A 25,648-nucleotide genomic window follows, 5' to 3' on the forward strand; every position below is an offset into this window, starting at 1 on the left:
GAGGGACTTCTCACATGCCTGCAAAAATTTCCCGCGCCACTTACGCCGATATGTTTGGTCCCACCACGGGCGACAAATTGCGGCTTGCTGACACCGATCTGATCATCGAAGTCGAGCGCGATCTCACAGGGCCTTATGGCGAAGAGGTCAAGTTTGGCGGCGGCAAAGTGATCCGCGATGGCATGGGGCAATCGCAATTGTCGCGCGCACAAGGTGCCGTTGATACCGTGATCACCAATGCTTTGATCGTGGATTCCACCGGTATTTATAAAGCCGACATCGGTCTCAAAGGCGGGCACATCGCAGGGATCGGCAAAGCCGGAAACCCCGACACCCAGCCCAATGTTGACATCATCATCGGGCCAGGGACTGAAATTTTGGCAGGTGAAGGGTGCATCATCACTGCTGGCGGCTTTGACAGTCACATCCATTTTATCTGCCCGCAACAGATTGACGATGCATTGCATTCTGGCGTCACCACCATGCTCGGCGGCGGCACTGGTCCTGCCCATGGCACCTTGGCGACCACTTGTACGCCGGGTCCGTGGCATATCGAGCGCATGATGCAAGCGCTGGACGGCGTGCCGATGAACATCGGTTTGGCGGGCAAAGGCAACGCGTCGCAACCGCAAGCTTTGGTCGAGATGATCGACGCGGGCGCTTGTGCGATGAAACTGCACGAGGATTGGGGGACAACGCCGGGCGCGATTGATTGCTGCCTGTCGGTGGCCGACGATATGGACGTCCAAGTGATGATCCACACCGACACTTTGAACGAATCCGGTTTCGTGGAAAACACAGTGGCGGCTATGAAAGGCCGCACCATCCACGCCTTTCACACCGAGGGCGCAGGCGGCGGACACGCGCCAGACATCATTAAAGTCGTGGGCGAAGAGCATGTGATCCCAAGCTCCACAAACCCGACGCGGCCCTATACGGTGAACACGCTCGAAGAACATCTCGATATGTTGATGGTCTGTCACCATCTCGACAAATCTATACCCGAAGACGTGGCTTTTGCCGAAAGCCGTATCCGCAAGGAAACGATTGCCGCCGAAGACATCTTGCACGACATGGGCGCGTTCTCAATCATTGCCTCGGACAGTCAAGCTATGGGGCGCGTTGGCGAAGTGCTGATCCGCACATGGCAAACCGCTGATAAGATGAAGAAACAGCGCGGGCGTTTGTCGGATGAGACCGGCGAGAACGATAACGTTCGGGTCAAACGCTATATTTCGAAATACACCATCAACCCCGCCATTGCCCACGGTATGAGCGCTGAAATCGGATCAATCGCCGTTGGCAAACGCGCCGATTTGGTGATGTGGACGCCCGCATTCTTTGGGGTGAAGCCGGATATGGTCTTGCTGGGCGGTTCCATTGCTGTCGCGCAGATGGGCGATCCGAATGCCTCGATCCCGACGCCGCAACCTGTCTATACCCGTCCGATGTTTGGCGCGATGGGGCGGGCGGTGGAACGTTCTGCTGTGATTTTTGTCTCAGAATCTGCGCAAGCCGCTGACGTTGCGTCCAAATACGGCTTGGCCAAATCGACATTGGCGGTGAAAAATACCCGCAATATTGGCAAATCCGACATGGTGATGAACACCGCAAAACCGCATATCGAGGTCAATCCAGAGACTTATGAAGTGCGCGCCAATGGGGAACTGTTGACCTGTGAACCTGCCTCTGAACTTCCGATGGCGCAACGATACTTTATGTTTTAATGGGCGTTCCAGACAAAATATTTGTAGCCTTAGCAGCGTCCCATAAAGACGTCATGCAATCTAATGCCGAGGGCGTTCAAACTTTTGCGCATGAGGACAATGCCTTTGCCATTCTGCGAGGCAAAGGCATTGGTCTGCTAAAACTCGGTGTACCGCAACATGCAGCGTTGTTGGAGTTTTGCCGCGCTGGAGTTGTTGAGGCGCAACAAGACGACTGGTCTCAAGTGGATTTGAACAAAATCGATACCGCCCTTTTGGCCGATTATATAGGCGCGGCCTATCGTGGGGTGGCTCCGCGACAGCGGCTTGTTTTTTGATGTTACGCTCTTACGCTGTGAACGCTATGCAGGGGGCTGAGCATGAAAATGCGGCCCCCACAGACCGATTTTTGAATTCTGGTCATCTGCGGCCAGCAAATTGCAATCGCGCGTTATCTATGTTCGATCAAATTGGGCGCGCAAGCTGCGCCCCCCCCAGAAAGCCAAACCTGTTGATTGATATCCTCATGGGGCTCGATACGCACCGAGGTGACATGGCGCAGCGCATAAAATGCGGGGTCGTTCAAAATAGCCTCCGGCAGTTTGGAAATATCAAAGACTTTATGGGCGGCGTGGCTCACCATGACCCTGCCCGAAAACCCAGTGAAGGGACCTTGGTTCCTCAGTTCTATGAACCGAGTTTCAAGCGTGGTTTCACGGGCGCGCAGTTCAGCGATTTTCGCGCGCAGAGTTACAAGCTCGTCGACGGGGGAATTGGTCTGATACATTCTGTGTTTCCTTCTGGATCTACGTTTGTCAGTGCTTTTATGTTTGGACGTTGTAAGGTTGCAGCGCTCTTAGCTCGGCATGCCAATGATGCGGCGAGTCACGAACGGTGCGGGCTCATCGGTATTGATGGTGTCAAGGTTTTCGACCCGCGTGTCGAACTCCGCTTGCAGGACTTCAGTCCCGAGTACAGCATCGGGATCAACGACAGATGGCAAGTCCTGCTCGGCGGCATAAATCGCGGCGTCAAGGTCTTCTTCAGTCAAGTCACCCAAGGGCTGCAGGTCCGTGTGCCGCGTGGCCAGCAGATCGGCAGGTGGGGCGACTTCTTCGGCGGCATTGGCAATATCATGGGCGTCCAGCGGCGGCATATTCAGCGATGGAAGACGCGCATCCGTGCTTGCTGTGTCAAAGATAGGGAGTGTGATTTCGGCAGTCTCAGTTCCCTTTATTTCGTTGCCCGTTTCAAATTTTTCATGGATCAAGGTCGCGCTAGAGATGTTCAAGCACAGGTCCGTGTCGACAGACATTGGGGGCTCCTGCGCGCCATTAGATTCTGCCATATCAGGTATCAGGCCGTCGCTTGGCTCAATACTTTCTTCGCTTTCTTCGGTGCTATCCCTATCATCAAAACTGACATCGTGAACCGGCTCACTGGTGTCTGCATTCATGTCCATCGACAGGTTAAGATCTGTCATTTTAGTGTCAGACAAAGTCAGCGCGTCACTTTTAACACTGGCATGTGCAGTGGCAACCATGAGCTGATCTTCACCAGAGCTGTCGATGTAAGTCGTGTTCATCTGTTGCAGCTCATCCATGGATTCAGGGAGGGCAGTGTCCTTAAACGAGGTCTCTTGCGCTGTGTTGCGGATTGCTGCGCCAGCCTTTGGCCAAAGCAACACATGGGTTTGGGGAACTGCACTAAACATATCTGGATTGTTCAAAATCTCGCTGGGCAGTTTGGACATATCCAATCGCATCGGCTGGCGCGTCTCGATCATAGCCATGCCTGTGGTGCCATCGATCCGCGTCGCGCCGATTTCAGTCGCGTTGGCGCGAATTTCGTCGCACAATTCAAGTTCGCGTTGACGCAAGCCAGCAAGGGTGCGGCGCAGGTCTGCCAGTTCGTCTACAGCGGGCAACATTGGTTGGGACATGGGTGGTTTCTCCTTGATCTCTATTTGGGGGCGAGTCGGTTAAGAAAACCCAAATTTCAACAGGTCAATTTTCAACAAAGGAGAGTGGCATGAGCCTACAGAAATCATTTGAGGTCGTGCAACATGCGCAACGCGGCGAAAGCGTGGCCTTGAGCTATGATCAACGGCTGCTGCGGCGCAAGAAATTGACGATGGTCAGCGGCGAGGCGTTTTACGTCGATCTGCCCCAGACGATTTCGGTGATGGCGGGGCAAGGGTTCTTGTTGGAGGATGGTCGCGTTGTGCGCATTGAGGCCGCTGATGAGGATCTATTGGCGATCACGGGGCCTGATATGCTGCGTTATGCATGGCACATCGGCAATCGCCATTCGCCGTGCGAATTGGCAGCGGATCAGCTGGTGATCCAGCGCGATCCGGTGATCAAAGCGATGTTGACGCAATTGGGCGCAGAGGTGCGTGACATATGCACGGCATTCACGCCTGAGGGCGGGGCCTACGGGCATGGGCGCACCATGGGGCATGATCATGGGCCAGCTCACAGTCATGATCATAGCCACGACCATAATCACGACGGGCACGATCATAATTACGACAAGGACCACAGGTTAGATCAAAGCCATGCTCCTCACGGGCATTCACATGACTGATATAAATCCCCCCCCCACAACACTTGACGCCAATCTGGGGCTGCTCAGCTTGACGCAATGGTTGTCGCCCTCTTTTCCTTTAGGGGCCTTCGCCTATTCGCACGCGCTGGAATTGGCGATGTCTGAGGGAAAGGTGACGGACGCCGAGACTTTGAAATCTTGGCTGTCTGACACTTTGACTTATGGCGGTGGCAAAGTGGATGCTTGGCTTTTGGCGATGACTTTGACGGGCGGCGATCCGCGTGCTTTGGCGGATTTGGCCGAGGCGTTGGCTGCCACCCGCGAACGCTGGATGGAGACCTCAGATCAGGGCACAGCATTTGTGCGTACTGTGGCGCAGATGGGTGGGCCTAAGATTGCGCCTTGCGCTTTGCCTGTGGCTGTGGGGCAAGCGGCGCGGGTTTTGAATGTTGATGCTGAAACTGTGATTGCGCTGTATTTACATAGCTTTACAGCGAACCTTGTCAGTGCCGCTGTAAGGTTTGTGCCCTTAGGGCAAAGTGCGGGGCAAAGCGTTTTGGCTGGGCTGCATGATCAGATCGCGACACAAGCGCGGGCCGCTTTGGATGCGACAATCGAAGGCCTGGCATCAAGCGCTTTTGCAGCCGATCTTGGCGCTGCCCAGCATGAAGATATGGATGTGCGGCTGTTCAAAAGCTGAAGCATTTAAAAACGAATTACAGAGTTGAAGGACAAGAAAATGGCGTCAAAAAATGGACCTCTACGGGTCGGCATCGGCGGACCGGTTGGGGCGGGGAAAACCACTTTGACGGGGGCTTTGGCCAAGGAGCTGTCCAAACGCTATTCCGTGGCTGTGATCACCAATGACATTTTCACCCGCGAGGATGCCGAAGCCCTGATGCGGCAACAAATCTTGCCGCTTGAGCGAATTCGTGGTGTGGAAACAGGGGGATGTCCGCATACGGCGATCCGCGAAGATGCTTCGATCAATTTGGCCGCGATTGCAGATTTGAACGATAAAATTCCTGATCTTGATGTGATTTTGATCGAAAGCGGTGGCGACAATCTAGCTGCGACCTTTTCGCCAGAGCTTGCGGATTTGACGATCTATGTGATCGACACGGCCGCTGGGCAAGATATTCCGCGTAAGAAAGGCCCTGGTCTGACGCGCTCGGATTTACTGGTGGTTAATAAGGTTGATTTGGCGCCCTATGTTGGTGTTGATCTGGCGCAGTTGGAACAAGACACGCAGGCCGCGCGCAGGGCGTTGCCTTATGTGATGGCATCTTTGCGTGCAGGGCAGGGTGTGGACCAAATTTGTGCTTTTGTAGAAGAAGACGGTGGCTTGGCCGGTTAGAGACTTAGCCTGCAGAGTTTTCGGGTTCCTTGTCAGCTTGACGGCTTGCTATCGCGGTTTGAGCAGCTTTGAGCGCTTTCTTGAACCGCCAACCGTCGCGGGTGCGCAGAACATATTCACACAAACGGGCTGTCAAAACGGGGCGATCTTTGGCGGTAACCTCTGCCAAAAGACGGCGCTGATGACCCGCATGGTCGCGGCGTTTGCGCAAAGCCCGCGTTATGGCCTGTTCGGTCAACGCACCATCCATCGCTGCGACCAGAATTGGCTCGATCGCGTTCATTTCGAGCATCTCAAATTCGGGGTCCGCACCGAAGTTGCGCAGGGGGCGCAAGCGGGTGTGGGTCCGGTTGAACAGGGCCGCGTGCATGGCATCAACGTCGATATGGGGGTCATAGAGCACAAGCGCAGTATCGGCGGCATCCACCATGTCAGGGGCAAAGCCATAGCGCGTAGAGAAATCCATGCGGCGGGTGTTGGCAAAGCGGGTGTCCCAAGAGGCAAGGCGCGCGTCTAATGTGGCTTGGGGGGCGATGGCGATCACGGTGGCACTTGGGGCGGCCACGGAATAGGCGCAGGCCGCGTATCCGCTAGCGCCGGCCCCGTAAAAGGTCACTTGGTCGAAGTCCTCAAAAAAACCGTCATCCACAAGGCGATCAAAATAGCCGTAGATATTGGGGGCGCGGAACCAATGGGATGCGGGATCGCTGGCATGGGCGATGATGGCCAAATGGGACCAGCCGTTTTTTTGGGCGAAACTTAGGCCCAGTGGTAGGCCATCATCGCTGCGTTCTGTAATGCTTTCATAAGATTCGAAGGTCACCAGCAAGCGCGGGGAGTCGTCTAAGAATATAACGCAATGATCTGCGCCTAAAGGTTCGAAATAACCGGCTTCTTCGCCGATGTCTTCGATGGCCTCAAGCCACTCATGACGTGGGAGGTCCGAAATGTCGCCGAATGGAGGGCGTGGTCCATTTGTGTCGGGCGTGTGATCCATTACGGTGGTGTCCAATCTATTCGTGTCTTAGCACTCAAGGCAATTGTGACACTGCCACGGAGCGTTGGAAAGTTTTTCCCACGCTTTTAGGTTGTCACGAACTTAGTTAACGATGTGCCAATTGATTAGGGCGTTTTGACGAGGATAAAAAGGTTTTCTGCGCCTACTTGGTTAACTGTTTCTTATGCGGAAACTGTAACGCGTTTTTGGGACTTTTGAGCACAGCTTGATAGGAACTATGGCAGAAGTAAGAGGCGCACCGGCCCCTGTTCTGAACAGGGACCACACATAGATTCGCATGAATATTTAAACACTTTGGGCGGTGCTTAAGACAGAATGGCACCGATAGTGACAGCGCCCAGACCTATGGCGGAAATCATCAAAGCCACCAAGTTCAGCGTGACCACTTTTTGCAAACGCGCGCGGACCTCGTCGTCTGATCCGCCAAGCTTTTTCGCTTTGAGCGCTTGAACAATGCAGTACACCAGCAAAGCAACGCCAGCCAACGTCAAGGCGACGCCAAAGTAGATGAGCATATCCATGGTATGTCCTTTTTCTATAGGTTGCGGGTCGCTTACTGCGTCTGATCAAAGGGTGCAAGTTTTACGCAAGGCTGAGACGTCGCACACAGACGATGAGCGCAGGTGCAACATCCCGCCAAAGCCTGCGCCCATGGATGTGCGGTCTCTTGCCATAGGGGGGCTGGGACGCTAGGGATCAGATCAAACAGAGGTCATGCGATCTCGCCCAACGCATACAAACAAAAGGCCCTATCATGATCGATATCGACGACAACACACCCTCAGGTCCAGATGCAACCTACCGTGTGACTGCAGATGAGCTGCGTCAATTCGTAGAGCGCTTTGAGCGCCTCGAGATGGAAAAGAAAGACATTGCGGATCAGCAAAAAGAAGTGATGGCCGAAGCCAAAGGTCGCGGCTACGACACCAAAGTTTTGCGCAAAGTGATCGCGCTGCGCAAGAAGTCCACCGATGAAATCGCCGAAGAAGAAGCCGTACTGGAAATGTACAAAGAAGCGCTGGGCATGGCCTAAGCCTAAGCCTAAGCCTAAGCCTAAGCCTAAGCCTAAGCCTGTTCGCATTACGAGGTGACACGGTATGTCGCGTATCGATCTCACCGAAATGGCAACACGGCGCGCGCGCATTTGGCGCCGCGTCGTGTTGTCTGTTTTGGCGCTCGGGCTTGGGTTTGGCATCGGTTTGGTTGTTTTGGGGCTGACGCCAGTTTTGGCAGGGCTTTGCCCCAGTTGCTTTGGCTTTTCCAAGGTGGCGGATAATATTTATATTGAACCGGGTGCAGGCGCTGATGGCAGTGACATTTTGCGCCGCTATGAGATTGCCTCAGACCGCGTGGAAACGGCCTTTGGTTCGATTGAAGCGCACCCGCGCGTCCTGGTGTGTTTCACTGATACCTGTAATGCCCTGATGGGCGGGCATCAAACGTTGGCGCTCACTTACGGGGATAAGCTGTTCTATCTTGGCCTTACGGTCACGACACCGCCATCATCGCGCATGAGCTGGCCCATGTGGTCTTGCATGCGCGGCTCGGGCTGAGGGGGCAAAGCCAGTTTCCAGCATGGGTGGATGAAGGTCTGGCCACCTATGTGTCACGCGATGGGCGGTTTGACCTTGATCCAGAAACCTGTGATTCAGCGCAAGTTGATCTGCCCGTCAAAGCAAAAGATTGGCGACGCTTTGCTGGGGTTGAGGCGGGCAAATACAGTGATCTGTATTATGGATCCGCAGGTTGTAAAGTTGCCAAGTGGCTTAAGGCGCATCCTGTTTCAGGGGTGACTGACTTGATAGAGGCGTACCAAGCCCAATAGGTGCGCACATAGAGAAGGCGTGCAAAGCGGGTGACAGACTAGGGCTGTATGAACGACACGCCAGGGATACGCTCTATTTCGTGCAGATCGTCTTCATACCGCTCAGACAGGCGATCCACCAAGGCGTCATCCCAGCCCGGTAAATCGATTTCTTCCTCGTTCGCATCCTCATCCACATATTTATCCAAAAAGGCTGACAAAATACGGCGACGCTGGATTTCGTTTTGCGGCTTGTGGGTGTGTAAATAGGTGCGCAGGCGCTTCATACCCTCGCGTTGCATGATCTGCGCCAAGATATCCAAACCACCCTCAATGGGCACCATAGGATTAAGTCCAGAAATTTCGCGCATGATCTGCGACCATGTCAGCGGCGTATCCTCATAGGCGAACACAGTGATCGGCACATCAGGGCAGGCTTTGCGGATCGAGTTGATGAAATCAGACCAGCGTATCGCGTCCAAATCCGTTTTGCCGATAAAAGCCGCATAGTTGCGCGGATCGGGACAGGCCTCAGGAATAAACGTCGCAGGATTGCGCACGCCGATGTGAAATTCCATGGGGCTATGGGGAAACACGTTGCGCAGCCAGCGCAGTTTGAATTCAGCTTTGCCATACAGACGATCACCATGGAAAATCGCCTGAGGTTGGCAAATCACATCCTCATAGCTCATCACAATGCGGTCGCAGTCTTGGGTGTCGACAATCTCGTCCAGCACCATCTGTTCCGCCTCAGGGGTGGCGCGGCTGGTTTTGACCCGTTTCATCACCTGCGGCAAAACCTCGCGATACCTTGAGGGGGGCGGCACGATCACACCATGATGTTCCAATATAGGCCTGTTTTTCAGCAGTCCGCGCATAAGCTTAGAGCCGTAAGTACAATGCGCGCCGATATGGAAGGAGATGTTCATAAAAGGTTGGGGCCCTGTGTTGCGCATTTGTGCGGCGATTTAGAATGTGTTGTCGTTAGTATATGCGCTTTTCTGGACAGCGAAACCGGTTTCGCGTATGCGGTCCCCATAATGACCCACGAAATCACTCAACCACAGACCGAACTGGTCCAAAAACGCCGCCCCTCTGCTGGGTTGCGATCTGTCAAACGTGCCAGTCTGTGGTCCGTCGGCTCTGTGGTGATTGCTGTTTTGGTGTTGATGCCGATCCTCAGCGTGCTTTGGATCGCCTTGCATCCCACAGAAAACATCTGGCCGCATCTTATGGCCACCACTTTGCCCCGTTACGCCATCACCACTGGGCTTTTGACCTTTGGGGTGGCGCTTCTGTCTGCCTGTGTGGGCACTGGTGCGGCTTGGCTGGTCACGATGTATAGGTTTCCCTTGTCGAAATCGCTTGAATGGCTGCTTTTGCTGCCTCTGGCGATTCCTGCCTATGTTGGTGCCTATGCTTTGGTCGATTTCCTTGAATACGCTGGCCCCGTGCAAACTGCGCTCAGATCCTTGTTTGGCTGGAGCTCTGCACGCGATTACGCCTTTCCTGAAATCCGTTCGCTTGGTTCCGCGATCATCGTGCTGTCAGCCGCTTTGACCCCTTACATTTTCTTGATGGCGCGCTCGGCCTTTCGCGAACACTCAGGCTCGATCTACGAAGTCTCCCGTGCTTTGGGGGCAGGGCCTTTTGCACGCTTTTGGCGCGTGGGCCTGCCCATGGCGCGTCCAGCTATCGCAGCTGGCACTGCCATCGTGATGATGGAAACCGTGTCAGATTTTGGCACAGTGTCCTATTTCGCAGTGCAAACCCTGACCACTGGCATTTTCTCGACATGGCTTCAGGCGGGCAACGCAGGCGGGGCGGCGCAAATTGCCTCTGTGGTGCTTCTTGTTGTATTGTTGATGCTCGCGTTCGAGAAATCTTCGCGCGGCAAGGCCCGTTATCACAGCGGCGCACGCCACCCGCGCCCCATTTCTGCGATCCGCCTCACAGGTTGGCAAGCTTGGGTGGCGCTGGGCCTATGCGCCGTGCCCTTTGTGATCGGCTTCGTGCTGCCTGTCTATGTGATCTCAAGCCATGCGCTGGGCGAGCCTGATCAGTGGCTGGCCCCTGGATTGATCTCAGCCTTCAAAAACACTCTCACCGTGGCTGGGCTTGCCGCGATTGTAACAGTCACAGCCGCTTTGTTCATGGTTTACGGCGTGCGCCTGACGGGGCGGTCCTTGCCGCGTATGGTCTTGCCTTTGACAACGCTTGGCTATGCTGCCCCCGGCGCTGTCTTGGGGATCGGCATTTTGTTCCCACTCGCCGCTTTTGATAACGCTCTGGCCGATCTGATCCTAAAGATCACAGGGCATGAAATCGGGCTTTTGTTCACAGGCTCTGCTTTCGCGATCATCTTTGCCTATTGCGTGCGCTTCTTTGCCATCGCCCAAGGTGCTGCTGATGCAGCGATGGGGCGTGTGGCGCCATCTTTGCCGATGGCTGCGCGCTCTTTGGGGCAAACCCTTGGTGGCACCCTGCGTCGCGTCTATATTCCATTGATCCGTGGCTCTGTTGGCACCGCTTTGTTGCTCGTCTTCGTCGACTGCGTCAAAGAACTGCCCGCCACGCTGTTGCTGCGCCCGTTCAATTACAACACCTTGGCCACGCGGGTCCACGAAAAGGCCTCTCTCGAACAATTGGAACAGGCTTCGCCTGCAGCGCTTTTGGTGATCGCTGTGGGTCTTGTGGCCGTTTTGCTTATGGCGCGGTCTGAAAACGCGTCTGATCTCACATAGGGGGGCGCATATCGTGTCTGATACTTATTCTCAAACTCTAGACATCATTATTGTTGGTGGCGTCTCTGGCTGCGGCAAATCCACGATTGCTGCTGCACTGGCCAAGGAGGCCGGCTATCCGTTTTTTGAGGGCGATGAGTATCATCCGCCAGAAAACGTCGCCCATATGTCCGCAGGGCACCCTTTGACCGATGATATGCGTATGCCTTGGTTGACGACCTTGGCCCATGCCGCGCGGGATGGCGCAGCTCAGCACGGTGGCGTTGTGGTCAGCTGCTCCGCCCTTAAACGCAGTTACCGCGATCTTTTGCAGTTGGAATCAGGCGGCGCGAGAATCATTTTGCTGCATGGATCGCGTGACGCGATTCTCACCCGCATGGCCGCGCGCGAAAATCATTACATGCCGACCACTTTACTCGACAGCCAACTCGCGACGCTCGAAATGCCCGAACCCCAAGAAAAAAAGGTGTTCCCAGTCCTCGCTGAGAGCACCCCAGAAAAAGTTTTTCAATTAGTGCAAAAAACTCTCAAAAATCCTCTTGCACCCCCCCGCCAAGATCATTAAACGATCCCTCAATGCCCCTATAGCTCAGCTGGTAGAGCAATTGATTTGTAATCAATAGGTCCGCGGTTCGAGTCCGTGTGGGGGCACCATTTTACATTTTAATGTAAAATTTCCAAAAAAATCAAATATTACAGATGGTTGTGGAGTTCGATATCCGGTTTTGTGGTCATATGCCAAAGGGGCTCTAAAGGCCATGTTGAGGATCGTTTTCTTCATGGCGAGCGTTCCTTTTTCGTATATTTTCCAAGGGTTTGATAAGAATTTCTCTAAAAGTTCGATAAGTTCGGGTGTGATTTCATGCGGGGGATCATTTGGGGTCTGCCTTTCGCGCACCAACAGCTTTTCATCTTCCAGCTTGGCGATTTTGCGCTCCAATGCAGCGCCAACTTTTGGGTTGTTGGCCTCCACCAAGCGTTCAATCAACCCGTCTTGCTGTTTTTCCAACTTTGCAAGCTGCTTTGTGAGCGCGGCTTTGTTGTGTGCGACGTGTTTCATGCGCTGCGCCCAAGCATCCTTGAGCATAGCAATGGCAATGGTCAACAACTGGGTGCTTGGCGTTATACCGCGCAAGATGGCCTCGAAGCCGCTGTCAATTTTTTCTGCACGAATGTTTTTGCGGTGATTTTCGCACTTTTGGTTTTGACAAAAGAAATAAGGATAGCGCTTACCCGTTCCGCTTTTTGACCAGCATGAAGTCATGGCCTGTTCACAACAGGCGCACATAACAGCACCGCGCAGCGGAAAATCCTCGCTGATATCCGTGCGGCGTGGAGCAACGGCGCGTGTATTTCTGCGGGCCTGAATCTTCTCAAAGGTTTCGAGTGAGATTATAGGTTCATGATGTCCTTTGCGGCGGCTTATGCCCCATGGTTCATGTTGGATGTATCCGGCATAGATCACGCGGCTCAAAATGTCTGAGACCCTTTGCTGGCGGATTTGACCATTGGGCAAGCATTTTGGGAAGGCGCCTTGGGCTTCAAAGAACCGCTTGAGTTCGGCTTGGGATGTGATCCGACCTGAGGCATATCCTTCCAAGCCTTCTTGCAGAATGGATGCGACAGGTTCATTGCGGGTCAGCAATTTGCCATGTGATCCGGTCTTTCTATAAGTGTAACCAATAGGTGCCGTAAAAACAGCGTACCCGTTCATCATGCGTCCTTTCATGCGGTTGGACGTTTGTTCTGCGTTCTTCTCGCGCTGGTGCTGTGCAACGGAAGCGAGCATATGTTCAACGAGACGTGAATCGCTGTCTTCACCAAATTCAATCGACGGGCTTTCGAGAATGCCGCCCGCATTAGACAGCGTTTCACGCAAGGCGATATGTGCCTGTACGTTACGCGCAAAGCGGCTGATATCGTCGATAATAACAGCAACCGAATCTTTGGGATGCAGGCGCAAAAATGCCAGCATTCGGTCCATGGCAGGACGACGTTCAAACTTGCCAGACATATCGTCTTGGAAGACTTCGACGACATCGTAATCCTTGTAGGTCGCGTATTCACGGCAACGGTTTTCTTGACTGGCAAGGCCGTCCCCTTCGCGTACCTGCTTGGCACCGGAAACACGTGCATAAATGACTGCTTTTGTGATCTTTGTATCTGGTTTCATAGAGGCTCCTTTTTCTGACATGGCACAGCCAGTGTGGTGGCGCTGCGTGTAAAGCTGGGTGTCGCATTGGGATGGCTTGAGTGTAGCACAGTTGAAGCGGGGCTTGGCGCGTCAGAAACTGCAATCGCAGCTTTTCCACAGGATTTTTTTGCATCAACTGTGTAACCAAGATCGATAAAACTGACGACCAAAACCCAAAGGGCTTCGATCATTTCGCGCTGTGTCTCTTCTTCTAGATCAGGGGCGTCCAGCATGTGTTGGTAATGGTCGACATCCAGCGTCAATGTACGGCGCGATAGGTTGTTTTTCGGGGGATCAAATGGGATTTGGGGCATATTGTGGGGCTTCCTTTCGTGTGTTCTTCCTTTCAATATTTGACGAGAACGAAGAAAGAACATCTCATATAGTTTGAATTCCATCAAGGAATATATTCATATATTCCAGAGTAATGCGCGCTTTCTGCATGTGCCGTCGCAGGAGCAGGCTGCAATCGAACAGCACTCAACGGTTGCGGTCTTGGTCGCGGGGCTGTGTGTTGGGCTGTTTCTGATGCTCGATATACTGCGCCCGATCTTGATCCCGCATTTTTTGGATGGATTCATAGGCTTTCTGGTCAAGGCGGGCGGCGCGCAGCAGGTCGCGTTCGGGGATGGAATGGCTCTTTTGCCAATCGCCATTATTGTCCTGATAGGCGCGCGTGCGCTCAGATGTGTAAAATGGGCCTTTGTCACTCTCCTGCTTCCAGATAGCGACTTCGAGTGCTCCGTCGCGGTGCTTGTCGATGGGGCGTTTGGGTGTGTTTTGAGTGTCAGTCATGGGGTTATCCTTTTAGGTTAACGGGACTTAGATAGAATTCGGGTTTGCGTTTTGGAGGGTACGTTGCGTGCGGCCTCGCGTTGCATGCGGATGTATTCGGTGCGGGGGCTTGGCTTTGTGGTTTTGAAGGTCTGCTTGAGGGTTTTTGACGATTGGGCAAGCCGTCGATGCCCGTTGATCATCGCGGCTTCGCGTTCGGCGTTGAGATTGGAATGCACCTCAGCCTCAATGGTGCCGCCAATCGTGTAATGTAGCTCGGCATTATGCTGAGGGCGGTTCTGTTCAAGTTGTTGCAGGGCCGTTTTGGTGACAGGTTGATGCATGCCTTCGCGCGGGAAATTATTGGGTTTGTGTGTCATGGGCGATAGCCTTTCACGTACGACCAGTAGCCGGATTGGTATTGATAAAGATGCGCATATTCAGGGCGGACCCGCTCGGTCACGATGGGTCGCCGACGCATCCCAAATCGTGTTGGAACGTTGATTTGCGAGAGGTCTTTTGCATGGAAGGGGTCAGGCATCGCCGCCCCGGCCAGATCGCGCCGCTCCCAATAGGGCCGAATGGTCAGGTAGGCGGGCTTTTCCAGCACACCGGGCAAAAACACAAAAGCCTTGCCGTTGGCTTCGTTGATGATCTCATCCACATTGCGCAGATCGCGGGCCATAGGGCGATATTGACGTGCCATATGCTCTTGTTCAGCAAGTTCCGCCGCAACAACGGCAGCATCAGCTTGACCAGCACCGTAGCGGGCCAGCGCTTTGGCCTTGGCCACCTGCGCACGTTCAAGATTTTGGGGATCGACATAGTCAAGCGTGACCCGCCCAAGCTGGCGGTTGATCAGTGCGGCTTGCTCGACCGACCGCGTTCCTGTGTAAATCTGCGTGCCGCAGGAGTTGGGCAAAATGGTTGACGCACGTGGAGCGAGGTTATCAAGCTGTGCAGTGGATTGCACAATATAGGCCGGACGGATGCCGTATCCGGGGCCATAAGTCGCCAGCTCAACCGCCATGGGCCATTTTCCGACATTGCCAATCTCATCAAGCAGCCAAAATTGTTCCCGTGAGGCGGCGGCAGGCACGCGGCGTTTATAGACCAAAAAAGCGGTGAATATCGCCCGCAAAACGGGTGCGGCGGTTTCTGAATAATCTTTGTTTTCGGCGATGGTGACAAAATAAGGGGCAGCATCCGGTTTGGTCAGTTGTGAGGGGCAAAAGTCAAATGGCGGCGATAAAACCTTTCGCCACTGAGGATCGCTCATCACAGAAAAACTGCGGGCGATTTCGTTTTTGATGCCGCTGTAACCACCAGAGTCTGATCCCTGATCCCGAAGGCGGGTCAGTTCTTGTGCGATCTTGCGATATTCAGCTTCCGGCGCGATGGACAGATCGTACTCAAAATCCAGCCAGTCATCCGTCGCATCGCCAAACCCCGCCATCACGTCGGCAAGTTCGGGCAATGTAACGCCATTGTTTTTGCGTGCCAGAACAACAATCACACCTTCCAAAAGGCGTTGCGCCGAACCCTCAAAGAAAGCCGCGTTGCCGCCGCCACTGAACGGAATCCAATTGGCTGCAAACAGCTTGGCCAAGGGGATTAATTCCGGAGATTTAGGATCGATATAGGACAGCACATCGATGCTGCTTGATGTCGTCTCGCGCGGTGTGATGTTCACAACGTGGCGACCTTGCCGCGCCTGTAGCGCCGCGATGCGCCCGTTCTGGAACTTAAAATCCAGTGATACGATGTTCATCGGGCCAAAGGCTCCGTTGAGGCAACCATCAATCAGCCACGGGATTAGAACGCTGCCCTTGAGTGAACGTGCTCCGCCGCAGACAAGAATGGCCGATTGTTGCGATGAATAATGGTGTCTTCCGGCTTCATCGGTGCCGATATAGGCACCGTGCCGTTTCATCAGTCCAGCGGATTTGCGCATCAATGCGTTAGCAAACCCGGCGCTCCCATGAGGGGACCGTTGTAGATCAACCATGTCTGGCCTCATAATTTGTATTGGAAAAATTCGGGTCTGTTCCGCCCATGCGTTTACACGGGCGGAACAGTTTTGGATCAGGACCAGCCGCGCAGCAGGCTCCACAGGCTAAGCCCTGCCATGCAGAGCGACAGCCAGCCCCAGAGCGAGGCTTCTCCCGTTGGCGTGACCGACAGGACATGAAGTCCAAACCAGCCCGTCAGCCCAGTAAAGATCGTGCCGATCAGGTAATCCTTGCGGCGGTGCTTAAAACGAACAGACATATTGCGTCCTTTCTCAGTAACGGCGGGTTTGCGCGCCCCAAACGGCGACCAATGCAAAGCCGCAAGCCAAAACCAGCGACATTGCGGCAAAGCCCTGTCCTGTTTCGGTCTGGGCATGCGCCAGACCAACAAGACCGATGATGGCGCACACGGCACAGCTAAATGCCGCCTGTGCCCGTTCTTTCAGGCTTAGTTTCCAATTCACACGAATACTCATAGTGTCTCCTTTCTAAGGGTGATCAGTGAGGGAAGGGATCAGCCGATGGCCGCGCCAATGACGATCAGAATGACCACGGCGGCGATGATCCCCGGCCAAGGGTTTGGTTCTTTGCGGTAGACGTTTCCGACATGTTTATAGCGTGCCATTGTCTTTTCCTTTCTGCTGGTGGTGTGGCTCAGATGAGCCGTTTGATCACGAGGACATTGAGATACGTCACGACGGTCTCAACGCCTGCGCGAATGGCGAAGTAGGTTATTGGGTAGCTTGCCATCTCCATTGACCACGCCAGATATTGCGCGGTCGAATAGCTGTAGAGGTCACGCAAGATAGCGGTGACAGGGGTGGATATTAGGGGCCAGACAAGCGGGCCGACAAAGACCGTAGCACCAAGTGCAAATAATCCTGTGAAGCTGGACAGCGGCCCCTTTGCGCCTTTTTGATGTGCGGTATTGCGCATGGTTCAACGCCTCACCGATCAAGCCAAAGCTTGGCTGTGCAGCGCAAAGGCCCAAACAGCCATCAGCGCTAGAACCAAACCTGTGAGATTGAAAGGCGTCATGCGCTCGCCGAACAGCACGATTCCGACGGTAGACATCAGGATCAATTGCGCCATGCTCGACAAGACAACGCCTTGACCAAGGCCGACTTGCAGGAGTTTTGCGTAGATCAAGTTGCTCACTGCAAATATTCCAAAGGCCGTTCCCAGTGCCGTGAATGCCCCCGTGTCGGCGAATTTCTTCAAGAACACTGTCCCGACAGAGAAGCCTGCGCTGGAAGATAGTAGGTATGCGAGAGTGATAGAGTTCATTTTGAGGGTCTCCACATTTGATTTTAATTCGCTTTAGATTTTGATTTTATTGGGAAAATTAATCTTCATTCTCGTCTTCCCTGTACGCAGCCTTGCATTGCGCGATCTAAACCACCAACATTGCGGCAACCTCAGGAAGAATATTACCCCCCAGAGCCAATGCCCCGGACGTACACGCCAAAGAACCGTTATTGCCGAAATACCAAACTGTCAGAACAGGAGTTTCTGACAGCCTTAAGCGGATTCACTGGCGGGGTTGGCGCAGCAGCGGTTGCACGCGATATGGAGCGCTCAGAGCGGTCGATTCGCACACTCTTTGGCCGCTTTCGGCGACGATTCATGGAGGATGAAAAGCTGACAGGATGGTTTTGCAGGGCATCAGATTTGCCCGACACCGATGACCCAGTTTGGCCAGCCCTGCATCATTGCATGTTCCACTGCGAGGCATACATCCCTGATAAAATCTACACGTCACCGCACTATGTGACGGAGTTCAGGAACATCGACCCGAACGCGGACCATAGGCAGCGCGTCGCGCGTTTTACGCGCAGCAAACACGGCACAAAATGCAGATCATGCCCCGTTTTATTGGATTTTGAGTTTGATGTGCAGGTGCGCGAAGTTTGGGGCAAACACGATTTACGCGTCGGCGGCGTGCCGCGCGACAATTTCAAACCGCATTTCTTTGAGATTATGTTACGTGCTGCATGGTCGATCAAAAACGACAAATTCCAGCTCCCCGAAGGGTATAATCTGGACTATATCGTGGCCTGCTTCGAAAAAGAGCCGCTTTGATTAGTTGTACCGGATCACAGTGTCCGTTCCACGGCGCAGCGCCACCGCGTATTCAGTCAGCTTGCGGGCCATGTCGTCATAATAATCATTCCACTCAGGATACAGCTCTAGGTCGCGCAGGACCTGTGCCATGTCGTCGAAAAATCCTGCCACAACAAGGTAGACTGGCATGTTCTGCTCTTTGTTGAGGGCGCGGTCCTCAACCGGTATCATTCTGTGCGGGTCTTGAGACAGCTCTTTGGCCAGATAGCTGGCGGCCGACGCAAGGCGATCAAGATAGGTGCAAGTCTCGTTCTCAAGGCGGTCACGCGGCAGTGTTACCGAGAAAAACTCGGCAAGACCTGTCAGATGTTCATTGGCCATCTCCAATATAGGAATCGGCTGAACATCATCGATAGATAGTGACGTTCGCTCAAGGATGAACTTTGCCTTGTTCGCAAGACTGCCTGGTTTGGCCATCGTCAAATTATTCCCGTAAAACCAAGACAGACACAGGTTTACATCATGCAACCGCAACGAAACACAAGCACAATTGCGCGAACGTTACACACGGCCTATTGCCGACATTGACCGTCTCTTAAAGATACTGCGGCCGCAGCCCGCATTGCGGGCATTCGTACATCCCGCAGCATTCTCCGTATAGTTTACCGCTGCGCTGCAGCTTAAAATTTCCGGTCAGGCTCGCAGCAAAATGGCGTCACACGATGCTTATTTCGAGATTACTTCCCAACGAAATGACAACCTGACGATTTATCACTGTGGGTAACTGGGAATACCGCTTGATAATTTAGCCTTCCATCTAGATATTCTCTTTATAGTTGCAAAGCCAGTGCGCGTTTGTAGAGTTTGGGAATATAAAATTATGAAGATCGACTTGGTAGAAATCACAAACTTTCGTAAGCTAAAATGTTGCCAAATTGATTTTGACGAAAAAAAGACCCTGTTAGTTGGTGCGAACAATAGCGGTAAGACTACTGCAATGATCGCCCTGAGGAAATTTCTAATCTCTCCAAAAAGCTTGAATTTGAGGGATATATCCATCGGAAATTGGGCCGCGATGGACCAAATCGGGCAATGTTGGGAAGACCAAACCGAGCCAGAGGCGAAGTTGAGAGACTTACTCCCAACATTAGATGTTTGGTTAGACGTTCCATTATCGCAAATCCATCATGTCGTGCATATTCTACCAGACGTAGATTGGGCTGGTGGGATTATAGGGGTTCGATTGCAGTTCGACATTGAAGGTCTGGATAGTTTAAAAAGCTCCTACTTAGATGAGCGGTTGGAAGCTAAAAAGATTGAAGCACAGGCTCCTGCGGGCCAGCCATTGTCCATCACCCCTCGAAATTTAGTCGAATTTCTAGAAAAGAACTTATCCAAGTATTTGGTTTTAAGATCTTTTTCCCTCGACCCTGACAAACGGGCTAATCCAAATGGTCAAGGAACCGCTTCCCCACAGTCCTTGGATGACGATATACTCGAACTCGATAGCAACCCATTTCAAGAGTTAATCTTCATTCGTGAAATTCCCGCGATGCGAGATTTTTCGACTGGCAGCTCGTCACCTTCAGTAGAAGATGATCGAAATTCAAAATCGGATCGCGTAGTACGAACCCTTTCAGATCACGTGCGCAGCTACTACGATAGTCATGTCGATCAGGCCGACGATTTCAATGAAGATGATATAAAAGCATTTGGAGCGATGCAAAGCGCGGAGAAGGCCTTCGACAAACGACTGAAAACTGGCTTTTCTATGGTCTTTGATGAATTGAAACACTTGGGTATTCCCGGTGTCAATAATCCAAGCATTTCCATCAACACGCGTTTCAAATCCATAGATGGTCTCAACCATGACTCAGCTGTGCAGTACAAGGTATCGGAGCCTGAAGCGGGACAAGAAGAACGTTTCCTGCCTGAATCTTATGCCGGATTAGGATATCAAAACCTTATCGCGATGGTCTTTTTGCTCATGCGATTCCGACAGGACTGGATCGCACCAAAGTCCAATGGAACTGAAGATACAAGCGTGGCTCCCCTTCAACTCATCTTAATTGAGGAACCAGAAGCACACCTTCATGCACAAATCCAGCAGGTATTTATAAAGAAAGCTTATGATATTTTACGAAACCACCCAGACCTCGCTGGGCCTGATAGTAGCTTCAACACTCAGTTATTTGTTAGCACACATTCAAGCCATGTGGCTCATGAGGTAGATTTTGCCAACCTAAGATATTTCCGCCGTCTTCCAGCAGAAGGGAAAGGACACCCCCCGACATCATCGGTAGTAAATTTATCTAATATTTTCGGCGAGGATGACAAAACGCTTCGATTTGTAACACGATACATTAAGGCGACTGATTGTGATCTGTTTTTCGCTGACGCGGCCATATTTATCGAGGGACAAGCTGAAAGAATACTTGTGCCGCACTTTATTCGTCATCACTTCGATGAGCTGTGGCGTCGATATATAAGTCTGATTGATCTTGGTGGATCAAATGCACCTCGTTTCAAGCCATTGGTTAAGGCGTTGGGACTCACCTCCTTAATCATAACTGACTTGGATGCTGCAATACCGACAGAAATTGAGACCAAAAAAGGCGTTAAAACAACACGAAACAAAAAGGCTAAGGCTGCTCTCGGTGCAGGTCAGATCACCACCAATCCCACCTTAGCAAAATGGCATCCTGAACTCAGCAAAATTGATGAATTGGTCGCATTAGGCGATGATAAGCATGCAGTGTGTATCGATGGTGAATATGACTTATATGTAGCCTATCAAAAATCTGTACCTGACCCAACAAAGACTGACGGTTCGCAATTAATTGCTCGTACCTTTGAAGATGCATTAGTTTACGCGAATTTTGAAGTTTTAGCGGATTTGTCTGGGTCATCCACCACTAACAAAATTTCTGAATTAATTCAGAGCGACATCTCAGGAGAAGATCTTGAAACAGCGTTATTCGAGATTGTTGATCGAGCTGAAAAGGCGGTGTTTGCCGTAGAATGCCTCGTGGATATAGAGGACGGAGCAGCTCTTGTTCCCCCCCCATATATACGTAGCGGACTTGAATGGCTTCAAAGTCAGTTAAGTGATGTGGATTTAGGCGCTCTTAATTTGGAGGTTCCGGCAAATGGTTAGTGAACCTGTCTATGCAAATTCAAACACTGACGATTCAGTGGATGCAACTATCAGCCAATGCCTAGTTCCAGAAGCACCAAAAAGCTTTTTCTTATACGCAGGAGCAGGTTCAGGAAAAACATATTCCTTGGTTAAAGCACTTGAGGCGTTTGAGGTCTCACATGGTGCCAAATTTCGAAAATCACGAAGAAAAATTGCAGTAATCACTTATACTAACGCGGCTTGTGACGAAATTGTTGAACGTGTGAAGGGTGATCCACTCTTCCATATCAGCACAATTCATAGTTTTTGCTGGCTTCAGATACAGTCATTTCATGATGATATTCGCGCATGGCTAAGTGAGTCCCTCCCTGACGAAATCGCCGAACTCCAGCGTCTCGAAGAAAAAGGCAAGGCGGGAACGCAAGCATCAATCACTAGGCAACGGAGTATTGTCAGCAAGCAAGAACGTCTAGATTGGTTGAAACAGAAGCGTGAGTTCACCTACAGTCCAAATGGCGATAATATTGGTAAAGCGTCTCTTTCCCATGCGGAGGTTTTGAAGATATGCGGTGACTTTGTGGGAACAAAACCATCATTTCAACAAATCGTCATAAATCGATATCCATTTATCCTCATTGATGAAAGTCAGGACACAAACAAAGGGCTTATTGAGGCGTTTTTCAAACTAGAAGAAGCGCACCATAGCACTTTTTCTCTCGGCCTCATTGGCGATATGATGCAACGCATCTACGGAGATGGTAAAAACGATCTGGGTCAAGGGCTACCTGAACGCTGGGCCAAACCGGTCAAGCTGATGAACCGGCGCAGCCCGAGTAGAATTATCGCGCTCGCGAACGATATTAGATCAGAGACAGACGGACAACAGCAGAAAGTTTTAGAGGGAAAGCCAGATGGCTTGGTTCGAATGTTTATTGCACCATCCAACAAGCTTGATAAGCCAGCTTTTGAAGATGCGGTTCGGGAAAAAATGTTTGAACTAACTGGCGACCTACTTTGGCAGGATAGAGCTTCAGTGAAGCATCTTATGCTTGAGCACATGATGGCAGCCTCCAGAATGGGTTTCTCGGACATGTTCACTGCGCTGTCATCATCCAAGAGACTAACCACTGCGTTAAGAAGCGGGGATATCCCCGCCGTAAGACTGTTTTCAAAACAGGTCCTGCCGCTTTACCAGCTTCAAAAATCAAGTTCTGGTACCGCAGTTATGAACCATCTCCGCAGGACTAAATCTCCGCTTCTTGATAAAAAAGCCCTCAGATCGGCAGCTGACGGCGAAAAAAACTTAAATAAATTGAAGGTCGCAATACAAGATATCCAAGCGCTAATTGAGTCTAATTCATCCGTTAGTTTTTTGGAGGTTTTGAGGTGTGTAGCTGAGCATAGTCTGTTTTCTATCCCTCAGAGTCTTGCACCCTTCATAGAGAAAGCCGTTGTGGTAGAGGACGATTCTGCGACCGAAGCGCCCGATGAAACAAGTGAAAAAGTAACTACCTTAGACGCCCTACAAGCATTTCTAGAGACCCCTTTTAATCAAATTTCTGCTTACGATGTATATATGTCTGGCTTAGGTCCGTTTGATACACATCAGGGGGTCAAAGGTCTTGAATTTGATCGAGTTCTGGTTGCAATGGATGACGGTGCTGCTGGTGGCTTCCTATTTTCGTATGAAAAGCTATTTGATGTAAAACCACTTACAAAGGGCGATTTGGAAAATCAATCAAAGGGTGCAGAAACTGGGATAGATCGAACACGTCGATTGTTCTACGTCACTTGTACGCGAGCCGAACAGAGCCTCGCTCTGGTTGCTTATTCTGATGATCCAAAAGCGCTTAAGGATAGTGTGTTAGGAAAAGGCTGGTTTCACGATCATGAAGTTGAAATTGCGATTTGACAAACCTAGAATGACTAATGCCATCTGAGCGGTAAATTAATTTTCAACAAGGTGGCATTAGCCAATGACGTGCTGGTGAACAGACAAACCGACATACTTGCGCACCGACTTGGATCATGGTTCGGCAACTAAAACAGACACCCCCTATCATCGATGCCAACACAGGCCTTACGGACGTCAGGTTGCTCTGCGTCGCAAGGAAGGCCTAGGTATGGGCGACGAATGGCGGCTCATTTATCTCTGACATAAGATTTTCGCACGCGCAGCGAATGTTCGGTTTCCGCTGGTTGGTCTCGACCGACATGATCGGCTCAAAGGAGACATCCAACAGCTGATCACAATGCTGCGGTCGCAGCCCGCATTCCTGCTCTTCGTATCGAGTGCCGCTTCCGGCCCATATTAGGGAACGGTCAAAACCTAGCTAGTGCCCCGAGCCGATACGAAACAATCGCTTTTTTGCCATCGTTAATGAAGATCTTTAGGCTCATTATTCGTGTTGTTGGGTCTCTGTGCTCAATATGATCGTAGCTACGTTGCAACAACTTCCACACGTCCAAAACAGTGAGCCTATTTCCCTGATAAGGAATTGAGAATTCATGCCTTCTTATCAAATCAGAGCGAAAATGTTCAAAACTGCATCGAATGAATTCAATTGGTTGCTTTGTCTCGATTTCTCTTGTTGTTGTATATGCCCAAACATCAAAATCGATGGAAAAAAGCTCTAAACCTCGCCCACTGTGAACAGCCTCAAACTTAACCGTGTCAGCAAGCTGGCCGTCCTTTTCACATGCCTCAATTGCATGCCGAACCGTGTTGAGACACAGCAAACTAGAGACAACGGTTGTCGGGTAGCTCATGTCAAGTTGAAGTGCGCGTTCGTTTTTAGCGCGGTGGGTTGTGAGTTTGACCTTAATTTCATTTCCACTGCTAACCGATTGCTTTCTGAAATTATCCAACGAAGCAGGGGCATAAATATCTTCCAGAGATTCCTTGATGACGATAGCATGCACAACGGCAATCAAAAATCGCGCCTCGCCTTTGTATTTATCTTGCTGATTAGGGTCCCAACGATAAGGACTCTTGAGAGAATGATGCCGGAGATTTCCTCGAAGAAGGACGAGGGCCTTAATTTTATCAGTAATACCAGTGCAAGAACCGAACAAATCAAACTTCTCATTGTTGTTAGCCTGGTTCGATTTTATAAGTTCTGTAGCAGCTTCTTCAATGCTCAAGCACAGAGCAGGGTATTTTGATAAAAGTTCAACCTGCTGCGCCGTCTTAGTCTTTCCGTCGCAGTATCGCGTTTCTAAAAACAAGAACATGTTGTTATATGCATCTACATACCGCCCAGCTTCAAACGCGAGCCGACCTTCACGATAGTGAGATGTCGATTCTATTCGATCATATGGGATCGAACTAGCACAAAAAGCCCTACCGATCTGCTCAAAATCGCAGGCAGAATTGAGGGCTTTATCATAGCTGGACTTGAAGGACTTTAAGTGGATACGGGACTCTTCCTCGACGTTTTCAGCGTGAAACTGCAAATCAAAACTATCGTAGTCCAAGTCAACGATTTGTATTCCGCTGACAACCGCTTGCCAGTTCATGATCCTCTTTCTAGCCAAAGCAGCGTAGCCGCCGCTACTTACCTTTAAATTCGCGCTTCCGCCTGCTTCGTGCGGCTGCGTGAAGCTTGGCGCATGCTCAATACCAACACCGGAAAATGATAGGCACACTCTCTTCAGAATATTGCCTTCCCTCTCCAAAAAGAAGGTCATATTATCATGCTTGAGTGGCCAACCCTCCATAACCTCGACATAGTTATTCACGTCAAAAGAAACCGTAATTATCATGCCGAAAACTCCTCGCTAGTCACATGTTAGCTGTCCAGTATACATAAATTTTAAGAGAATTCGACCAGACGGTTCCGTGGCTCGGTGGGCGGCGGTAACCCGAGCATATGCCAAGCTGCCTTGAATGATGAAATAGGACAAACATGCTCTTGAAGGGTATCGAACGAAAACGCTCATTCCAAAAATTATCGCTTATGGGCAGTGCGTGAAATTAGTTCGGGCGTGACCTCTATTGGACCCGCGTTATAGAGGCCTGAAATCTCTTTCAAAGTTGCAACCGTTTCACTATCGAACTCAATTTTCACTGAGAAATTCTTTTCGAGCTTCTCTTGGCAGGCTTTGGCCCGATCCAAAACTCGCTCAGCCAAGTCATCTTCTTGCGCAATCTTGAACATATTTTCAAGTTTCTTAGGAACTTCCCTAAGTTGGTCTAGTCTGCGTGAATGGACCTGTCACGGTTTGATGCCGCTCCTTTGATAGCATTTATTGCAGCAAAGGAGACGAACTATGGGAACGAAACG

General features: G+C 51.5%; 30 protein-coding genes and 1 tRNA gene. 14 read left to right on the plus strand and 17 right to left on the minus strand.

Annotation, left to right across the window (positions count from 1 at the left end; translation table 11 throughout):
* Positions 1-14: 14 nt before the first annotated feature.
* Together ureC and WNY38_RS06685 are read left to right on the plus strand one after the other, a co-directional pair.
* Positions 15-1,727, plus strand: coding sequence for an urease subunit alpha (gene ureC / locus WNY38_RS06680; protein WP_342856555.1), 1,713 nt, complete (start codon positions 15-17; stop codon positions 1,725-1,727).
* A gap of 53 nt (positions 1,728-1,780) precedes the next feature.
* Complete coding sequence (locus WNY38_RS06685; RefSeq protein WP_342856556.1) at positions 1,781-2,044, plus strand: hypothetical protein; 264 nt, start codon at positions 1,781-1,783, stop codon at positions 2,042-2,044.
* 113 nt (positions 2,045-2,157) lie between these two features.
* Here WNY38_RS06685 and WNY38_RS06690 read toward each other — a convergent pair whose 3' ends face one another.
* Both WNY38_RS06690 and WNY38_RS06695 read right to left on the minus strand, forming a co-directional pair.
* The gene (locus WNY38_RS06690) at positions 2,158-2,493 is read right to left on the minus strand and encodes a hypothetical protein (protein ID WP_342856557.1); all 336 of its coding nucleotides are present in this window, start codon (positions 2,491-2,493) and stop codon (positions 2,158-2,160) included.
* A gap of 69 nt (positions 2,494-2,562) precedes the next feature.
* Positions 2,563-3,648, minus strand: coding sequence for a hypothetical protein (locus WNY38_RS06695; RefSeq protein ID WP_342856558.1), 1,086 nt, complete (start codon positions 3,646-3,648; stop codon positions 2,563-2,565).
* 89 nt (positions 3,649-3,737) lie between these two features.
* Between WNY38_RS06695 and WNY38_RS06700 the strand changes: the two genes are divergently transcribed.
* From WNY38_RS06700 to ureG, 3 genes are read left to right on the plus strand one after another with little or no spacing between them, the layout of a single operon-like run.
* Positions 3,738-4,295, plus strand: coding sequence for an urease accessory protein UreE (locus WNY38_RS06700; protein WP_342856559.1), 558 nt, complete (start codon positions 3,738-3,740; stop codon positions 4,293-4,295).
* On the plus strand, positions 4,288-4,956 hold the full coding sequence (locus tag WNY38_RS06705) for an urease accessory UreF family protein (protein ID WP_342856560.1): 669 nt from the start codon (positions 4,288-4,290) through the stop codon (positions 4,954-4,956). Before WNY38_RS06700 ends, WNY38_RS06705 begins: the two co-directional genes overlap by 8 nt.
* A 39-nt stretch (positions 4,957-4,995) precedes the next feature.
* Entirely contained in the window at positions 4,996-5,613 is a 618-nt protein-coding gene (gene ureG, locus WNY38_RS06710) for an urease accessory protein UreG (RefSeq protein ID WP_342856561.1), read from the plus strand.
* A gap of 4 nt (positions 5,614-5,617) precedes the next feature.
* Here ureG and WNY38_RS06715 read toward each other — a convergent pair whose 3' ends face one another.
* Entirely contained in the window at positions 5,618-6,610 is a 993-nt protein-coding gene (locus tag WNY38_RS06715) for a phosphoadenosine phosphosulfate reductase (RefSeq protein ID WP_342856562.1), read from the minus strand.
* Positions 6,611-6,936: 326 nt separating this feature from the next.
* Positions 6,937-7,152, minus strand: coding sequence for a hypothetical protein (locus WNY38_RS06720; protein WP_215990705.1), 216 nt, complete (start codon positions 7,150-7,152; stop codon positions 6,937-6,939).
* A 233-nt stretch (positions 7,153-7,385) separates the two neighbouring features.
* Between WNY38_RS06720 and WNY38_RS06725 the strand changes: the two genes are divergently transcribed.
* The 3 genes from WNY38_RS06725 to WNY38_RS06735 all read left to right on the plus strand — a co-directional run bounded on the left by WNY38_RS06725 (position 7,386) and on the right by WNY38_RS06735 (position 8,456).
* Positions 7,386-7,664 carry a DUF2312 domain-containing protein gene (locus WNY38_RS06725; RefSeq protein ID WP_342856563.1) on the plus strand — a complete coding sequence of 93 codons (279 nt, stop codon included), beginning with the start codon at positions 7,386-7,388 and terminating at the stop codon, positions 7,662-7,664.
* 64 nt (positions 7,665-7,728) lie between these two features.
* Positions 7,729-8,184 carry a hypothetical protein gene (locus WNY38_RS06730; protein ID WP_342856564.1) on the plus strand — a complete coding sequence of 152 codons (456 nt, stop codon included), beginning with the start codon at positions 7,729-7,731 and terminating at the stop codon, positions 8,182-8,184.
* On the plus strand, positions 8,157-8,456 hold the full coding sequence (locus WNY38_RS06735; RefSeq protein WP_342856565.1) for a hypothetical protein: 300 nt from the start codon (positions 8,157-8,159) through the stop codon (positions 8,454-8,456). Before WNY38_RS06730 ends, WNY38_RS06735 begins: the two co-directional genes overlap by 28 nt.
* A 38-nt stretch (positions 8,457-8,494) precedes the next feature.
* Here the strand turns inward: WNY38_RS06735 and WNY38_RS06740 are convergent, their stop codons facing one another.
* Positions 8,495-9,364: a hypothetical protein gene (locus WNY38_RS06740; protein ID WP_342856566.1), complete on the minus strand. Its 870-nt coding sequence runs from the start codon at positions 9,362-9,364 to the stop codon at positions 8,495-8,497.
* A 111-nt stretch (positions 9,365-9,475) separates the two neighbouring features.
* On the opposite strand from WNY38_RS06740, the gene WNY38_RS06745 reads away from it, so the two are divergent.
* The 3 genes from WNY38_RS06745 to WNY38_RS06755 all read left to right on the plus strand — a co-directional run bounded on the left by WNY38_RS06745 (position 9,476) and on the right by WNY38_RS06755 (position 11,833).
* Positions 9,476-11,179 carry an iron ABC transporter permease gene (locus tag WNY38_RS06745; protein ID WP_342856567.1) on the plus strand — a complete coding sequence of 568 codons (1,704 nt, stop codon included), beginning with the start codon at positions 9,476-9,478 and terminating at the stop codon, positions 11,177-11,179.
* Positions 11,180-11,192: 13 nt separating this feature from the next.
* Entirely contained in the window at positions 11,193-11,744 is a 552-nt protein-coding gene (locus WNY38_RS06750) for a gluconokinase (protein ID WP_342856568.1), read from the plus strand.
* Between the two features lie 13 nt (positions 11,745-11,757).
* A tRNA-Thr gene (locus WNY38_RS06755) sits at positions 11,758-11,833 on the plus strand.
* Here the strand turns inward: WNY38_RS06755 and WNY38_RS06760 are convergent.
* The 9 genes from WNY38_RS06760 to WNY38_RS06800 form a co-directional block, all read right to left on the minus strand.
* Positions 11,796-13,373 (minus strand): recombinase family protein, encoded by a 1,578-nt coding sequence (locus tag WNY38_RS06760; protein WP_342856586.1) that lies wholly within the window; start codon positions 13,371-13,373, stop codon positions 11,796-11,798. The genes WNY38_RS06755 and WNY38_RS06760 overlap by 38 nt on opposite strands.
* A complete protein-coding gene (locus tag WNY38_RS06765; RefSeq protein ID WP_342856569.1) occupies positions 13,349-13,687 on the minus strand; it encodes a hypothetical protein in 339 nt (112 codons plus the stop codon). The genes WNY38_RS06760 and WNY38_RS06765 overlap by 25 nt, the downstream gene beginning before the upstream one ends.
* A 166-nt stretch (positions 13,688-13,853) precedes the next feature.
* Positions 13,854-14,168: a hypothetical protein gene (locus tag WNY38_RS06770; RefSeq protein ID WP_342856570.1), complete on the minus strand. Its 315-nt coding sequence runs from the start codon at positions 14,166-14,168 to the stop codon at positions 13,854-13,856.
* Between the two features lie 17 nt (positions 14,169-14,185).
* Positions 14,186-14,527: a hypothetical protein gene (locus WNY38_RS06775; RefSeq protein WP_342856571.1), complete on the minus strand. Its 342-nt coding sequence runs from the start codon at positions 14,525-14,527 to the stop codon at positions 14,186-14,188.
* Positions 14,524-16,155: a type IV secretory system conjugative DNA transfer family protein gene (locus WNY38_RS06780; protein WP_342856572.1), complete on the minus strand. Its 1,632-nt coding sequence runs from the start codon at positions 16,153-16,155 to the stop codon at positions 14,524-14,526. Before WNY38_RS06780 ends, WNY38_RS06775 begins: the two co-directional genes overlap by 4 nt.
* A 77-nt stretch (positions 16,156-16,232) precedes the next feature.
* On the minus strand, positions 16,233-16,418 hold the full coding sequence (locus WNY38_RS06785; protein WP_342856573.1) for a hypothetical protein: 186 nt from the start codon (positions 16,416-16,418) through the stop codon (positions 16,233-16,235).
* 13 nt (positions 16,419-16,431) lie between these two features.
* Entirely contained in the window at positions 16,432-16,635 is a 204-nt protein-coding gene (locus WNY38_RS06790; protein ID WP_342856574.1) for a hypothetical protein, read from the minus strand.
* A gap of 178 nt (positions 16,636-16,813) precedes the next feature.
* Entirely contained in the window at positions 16,814-17,095 is a 282-nt protein-coding gene (locus WNY38_RS06795; protein WP_342856575.1) for a hypothetical protein, read from the minus strand.
* Between the two features lie 18 nt (positions 17,096-17,113).
* Complete coding sequence (locus WNY38_RS06800) at positions 17,114-17,446, minus strand: hypothetical protein (protein ID WP_342856576.1); 333 nt, start codon at positions 17,444-17,446, stop codon at positions 17,114-17,116.
* A 159-nt stretch (positions 17,447-17,605) separates the two neighbouring features.
* On the opposite strand from WNY38_RS06800, the gene WNY38_RS06805 reads away from it, so the two are divergent.
* A complete protein-coding gene (locus WNY38_RS06805; RefSeq protein ID WP_342856577.1) occupies positions 17,606-18,241 on the plus strand; it encodes a hypothetical protein in 636 nt (211 codons plus the stop codon).
* On the opposite strand, the gene WNY38_RS06810 is transcribed toward WNY38_RS06805, so the two are convergent.
* Positions 18,242-18,700 (minus strand): hypothetical protein, encoded by a 459-nt coding sequence (locus WNY38_RS06810; protein WP_342856578.1) that lies wholly within the window; start codon positions 18,698-18,700, stop codon positions 18,242-18,244.
* A 403-nt stretch (positions 18,701-19,103) separates the two neighbouring features.
* On the opposite strand from WNY38_RS06810, the gene WNY38_RS06815 reads away from it, so the two are divergent.
* Together WNY38_RS06815 and WNY38_RS06820 are read left to right on the plus strand one after the other, a co-directional pair.
* Entirely contained in the window at positions 19,104-21,380 is a 2,277-nt protein-coding gene (locus tag WNY38_RS06815; protein WP_342856579.1) for an AAA family ATPase, read from the plus strand.
* Positions 21,373-23,274 (plus strand): UvrD-helicase domain-containing protein, encoded by a 1,902-nt coding sequence (locus tag WNY38_RS06820; RefSeq protein WP_342856580.1) that lies wholly within the window; start codon positions 21,373-21,375, stop codon positions 23,272-23,274. Before WNY38_RS06815 ends, WNY38_RS06820 begins: the two co-directional genes overlap by 8 nt.
* Before the next feature lie 410 nt (positions 23,275-23,684).
* Here the strand turns inward: WNY38_RS06820 and WNY38_RS06825 are convergent, their stop codons facing one another.
* On the minus strand, positions 23,685-25,127 hold the full coding sequence (locus WNY38_RS06825; protein WP_342856581.1) for a hypothetical protein: 1,443 nt from the start codon (positions 25,125-25,127) through the stop codon (positions 23,685-23,687).
* Positions 25,128-25,312: 185 nt separating this feature from the next.
* Positions 25,313-25,522: a hypothetical protein gene (locus tag WNY38_RS06830; protein ID WP_342856582.1), complete on the minus strand. Its 210-nt coding sequence runs from the start codon at positions 25,520-25,522 to the stop codon at positions 25,313-25,315.
* Positions 25,523-25,648 lie beyond the last annotated feature (126 nt).

The organism is Pacificibacter sp. AS14 (assembly GCF_038899935.1).
GTDB lineage: Bacteria > Pseudomonadota > Alphaproteobacteria > Rhodobacterales > Rhodobacteraceae > Celeribacter.

Excerpts from the sequence above, each read along its gene's own strand:
- ureC (WP_342856555.1), top strand. The coding sequence starts at position 15 with ATGCCTGCAAAAATTTCCCGCGCCACTTACGCCGATATGTTTGGTCCC.
- WNY38_RS06685 (WP_342856556.1), top strand. The coding sequence starts at position 1,781 with ATGCAATCTAATGCCGAGGGCGTTCAAACTTTTGCGCATGAGGACAAT.
- WNY38_RS06690 (WP_342856557.1), bottom strand. The coding sequence starts at position 2,493 with ATGTATCAGACCAATTCCCCCGTCGACGAGCTTGTAACTCTGCGCGCG.
- WNY38_RS06695 (WP_342856558.1), bottom strand. The coding sequence starts at position 3,648 with ATGTCCCAACCAATGTTGCCCGCTGTAGACGAACTGGCAGACCTGCGC.
- WNY38_RS06700 (WP_342856559.1), top strand. The coding sequence starts at position 3,738 with ATGAGCCTACAGAAATCATTTGAGGTCGTGCAACATGCGCAACGCGGC.
- WNY38_RS06705 (WP_342856560.1), top strand. The coding sequence starts at position 4,288 with ATGACTGATATAAATCCCCCCCCCACAACACTTGACGCCAATCTGGGG.
- ureG (WP_342856561.1), top strand. The coding sequence starts at position 4,996 with ATGGCGTCAAAAAATGGACCTCTACGGGTCGGCATCGGCGGACCGGTT.
- WNY38_RS06715 (WP_342856562.1), bottom strand. The coding sequence starts at position 6,610 with ATGGATCACACGCCCGACACAAATGGACCACGCCCTCCATTCGGCGAC.
- WNY38_RS06720 (WP_215990705.1), bottom strand. The coding sequence starts at position 7,152 with ATGGATATGCTCATCTACTTTGGCGTCGCCTTGACGTTGGCTGGCGTT.
- WNY38_RS06725 (WP_342856563.1), top strand. The coding sequence starts at position 7,386 with ATGATCGATATCGACGACAACACACCCTCAGGTCCAGATGCAACCTAC.
- WNY38_RS06730 (WP_342856564.1), top strand. The coding sequence starts at position 7,729 with ATGTCGCGTATCGATCTCACCGAAATGGCAACACGGCGCGCGCGCATT.
- WNY38_RS06740 (WP_342856566.1), bottom strand. The coding sequence starts at position 9,364 with ATGAACATCTCCTTCCATATCGGCGCGCATTGTACTTACGGCTCTAAG.
- WNY38_RS06745 (WP_342856567.1), top strand. The coding sequence starts at position 9,476 with ATGACCCACGAAATCACTCAACCACAGACCGAACTGGTCCAAAAACGC.
- WNY38_RS06760 (WP_342856586.1), bottom strand. The coding sequence starts at position 13,373 with ATGTCAGAAAAAGGAGCCTCTATGAAACCAGATACAAAGATCACAAAA.
- WNY38_RS06765 (WP_342856569.1), bottom strand. The coding sequence starts at position 13,687 with ATGCCCCAAATCCCATTTGATCCCCCGAAAAACAACCTATCGCGCCGT.
- WNY38_RS06770 (WP_342856570.1), bottom strand. The coding sequence starts at position 14,168 with ATGACTGACACTCAAAACACACCCAAACGCCCCATCGACAAGCACCGC.
- WNY38_RS06775 (WP_342856571.1), bottom strand. The coding sequence starts at position 14,527 with ATGACACACAAACCCAATAATTTCCCGCGCGAAGGCATGCATCAACCT.
- WNY38_RS06780 (WP_342856572.1), bottom strand. The coding sequence starts at position 16,155 with ATGGTTGATCTACAACGGTCCCCTCATGGGAGCGCCGGGTTTGCTAAC.
- WNY38_RS06785 (WP_342856573.1), bottom strand. The coding sequence starts at position 16,418 with ATGTCTGTTCGTTTTAAGCACCGCCGCAAGGATTACCTGATCGGCACG.
- WNY38_RS06790 (WP_342856574.1), bottom strand. The coding sequence starts at position 16,635 with ATGAGTATTCGTGTGAATTGGAAACTAAGCCTGAAAGAACGGGCACAG.
- WNY38_RS06795 (WP_342856575.1), bottom strand. The coding sequence starts at position 17,095 with ATGCGCAATACCGCACATCAAAAAGGCGCAAAGGGGCCGCTGTCCAGC.
- WNY38_RS06800 (WP_342856576.1), bottom strand. The coding sequence starts at position 17,446 with ATGAACTCTATCACTCTCGCATACCTACTATCTTCCAGCGCAGGCTTC.
- WNY38_RS06805 (WP_342856577.1), top strand. The coding sequence starts at position 17,606 with ATGCCCCGGACGTACACGCCAAAGAACCGTTATTGCCGAAATACCAAA.
- WNY38_RS06810 (WP_342856578.1), bottom strand. The coding sequence starts at position 18,700 with ATGGCCAAACCAGGCAGTCTTGCGAACAAGGCAAAGTTCATCCTTGAG.
- WNY38_RS06815 (WP_342856579.1), top strand. The coding sequence starts at position 19,104 with ATGAAGATCGACTTGGTAGAAATCACAAACTTTCGTAAGCTAAAATGT.
- WNY38_RS06820 (WP_342856580.1), top strand. The coding sequence starts at position 21,373 with ATGGTTAGTGAACCTGTCTATGCAAATTCAAACACTGACGATTCAGTG.
- WNY38_RS06825 (WP_342856581.1), bottom strand. The coding sequence starts at position 25,127 with ATGATAATTACGGTTTCTTTTGACGTGAATAACTATGTCGAGGTTATG.
- WNY38_RS06830 (WP_342856582.1), bottom strand. The coding sequence starts at position 25,522 with ATGTTCAAGATTGCGCAAGAAGATGACTTGGCTGAGCGAGTTTTGGAT.